The sequence below is a fragment of the Pseudomonas sp. FSL R10-0056 genome (assembly GCF_009600105.1).
GTDB classification, from domain to species: Bacteria; Pseudomonadota; Gammaproteobacteria; order Pseudomonadales; family Pseudomonadaceae; genus Aquipseudomonas; species Aquipseudomonas bubulae.
Genome location: NZ_WIWL01000045.1, coordinates 1 through 1715 on the forward strand (window position 1 = coordinate 1; position 1715 = coordinate 1715).

Sequence of the window (1715 nt, forward strand, 5' to 3'; positions counted from 1 at the left end):
GGCCTTGCAACGGCTGGCACAACTGCGCGCGGCCAACGATCCGCTGGGCACCTTGCGCGAACTGCCCACGCTGCTTAAACGGGTGGCACTGTCCATGCCCGTCCCGCAGGCAGCGGCGCCTCTGCAGGGTGAGGCCTGGCAGGACTTTTTACAACGCCACGGCCCACCGCCTGTGCCCGAGGATTTCAGCCAGCAACTGGCGTTTCTGGCCTACGCCCAGGATGAGCAATTGCTCGCCCTGCCCGCCGCACAACGCCAGCAGTTGGTCGACACCTGTACACGCTGGGTGGAGCTGCACCATGTGGCAGTTTGATTATCCCTGGTTGCTGCTGTTGCTGCCCTTGCCGTGGTTCGGCTACCGCTGGCTGCCCGCTTACCGTGAAGCCCGCAGTGCGGTACGCGTGCCATTTTTCAACGCCATGAGCCGCGCTGTCGATCAAGCACCACAGATCGCAGGTGCGCAGCAGAACATCTGGCAATTGCTGCTCAACCTGCTGGTGTGGACATTGCTGGTAGTGGCCGTGGCCAGACCGGTATGGGTCGAAAAACCCATCGAGCGCCAGCAACCGGTGCGCGACCTGATGCTTGCCATCGATATCTCTCAATCGATGCAAACCACCGATTTCACCGACGCCAGCGGGCAGAGGATCGACCGTCTGAGCGCGGTCAAACACGTGGTGCAGGACTTTATCGCCCGGCGCAAGGACGACCGCATCGGCCTGATCCTGTTTGGTAGCGCTGCCTATCCGCAAGCGCCACTGACCCTCGACCACGCCAGCCTGTCGCTGCTGCTGGACGACACCGGCATCGGCATGGCCGGGCCCGACACCGCTATCGGCGACGCCATCGGCCTGAGCCTGAAACTGCTCGACCAGGCCCACGAGCAGGAGAAAGTACTAATCCTGCTCACCGACGGCAACGACACCAGCAGCGCCATCCCCGTGCCCCGTGCCACGGCCATGGCGGCGGCCAAAGGGGTAGTGATCCACACCATCGGCATAGGCGACCCGGATGCCGACGGCGAAGCCAAGGTCAACCTTGCAGCCCTGCAGAGCATCGCCAAAAGCACCGGCGGCCAGTACTTTCGCGCAGAAGACCGTGACAGCCTGAACCAGGTCTACGCCACCCTCGACCAGCTGACCCCGCACAGGGTGCAAACCTTCAGCCACCAGCCCAAACGTGACCTGTTCTGGTTGCCCGTAGCGGCCGCCATCAGCCTGATAGCGCTGTATCATCTGCTCGCACTGCTGGCCTCACGGCGCCACCCGCGCTCACCACCGCGGGAGGCCTGAAATGGAGATCAACCTGAGTGACTTCCACTTTCTGCGCCCGGCCTGGCTGCTGTTGGCGATTGTGGGTGCCCTGCTACCGCTAATGTGGCGCCGCAGCCATGACCAGCAACGGCGTTTGCGGGCGATCATCGCTCCCCACCTGCTGCCACACTTGCTGGTCACCCCGCCCGACAGCCACCGCCTGCGCCCGGTACATTTGACCGCTGCCCTGCTGATCATCGGCGCCATTGCGGCCGCAGGCCCCACCTGGGAACAGGACCGCCCGGCATTCCTGCAAAACCGCGCGCCGTTGATCATTGCCCTCGACCTGTCCCCGTCAATGGATGCCAGCGATGTGCAGCCCACGCGGCTGGAAGCCGCCAAGCACAAATTGCATGACCTGACTGCCCGCCGCAGCGGTGCCCGCACGGCCCTGATTGCCTA

The 1715-nt window shown here is 64.2% G+C and carries 2 protein-coding genes and 1 pseudogene; all 3 read left to right on the forward strand.

The window, feature by feature from the left end:
* A partial coding sequence (locus tag GHO42_RS02915; RefSeq protein ID WP_153384101.1) for a DUF4381 domain-containing protein occupies nt 1-313 on the forward strand: 313 nt, incomplete at its 5' end.
* On the forward strand, nt 300-1292 hold the full coding sequence (locus GHO42_RS02920) for a VWA domain-containing protein (protein WP_153328165.1): 993 nt from the start codon (nt 300-302) through the stop codon (nt 1290-1292). The genes GHO42_RS02915 and GHO42_RS02920, both read left to right, overlap by 14 nt.
* A 1-nt stretch (nt 1293) precedes the next feature.
* Nucleotides 1294-1715, forward strand: a pseudogene (locus GHO42_RS02925) (VWA domain-containing protein); the annotation flags it as partial.

Bases quoted from the DNA above. Each gene is read 5' to 3' on its own strand.
- GHO42_RS02920 (WP_153328165.1), top strand. From the start codon at position 300: ATGTGGCAGTTTGATTATCCCTGGTTGCTGCTGTTGCTGCCCTTGCCG.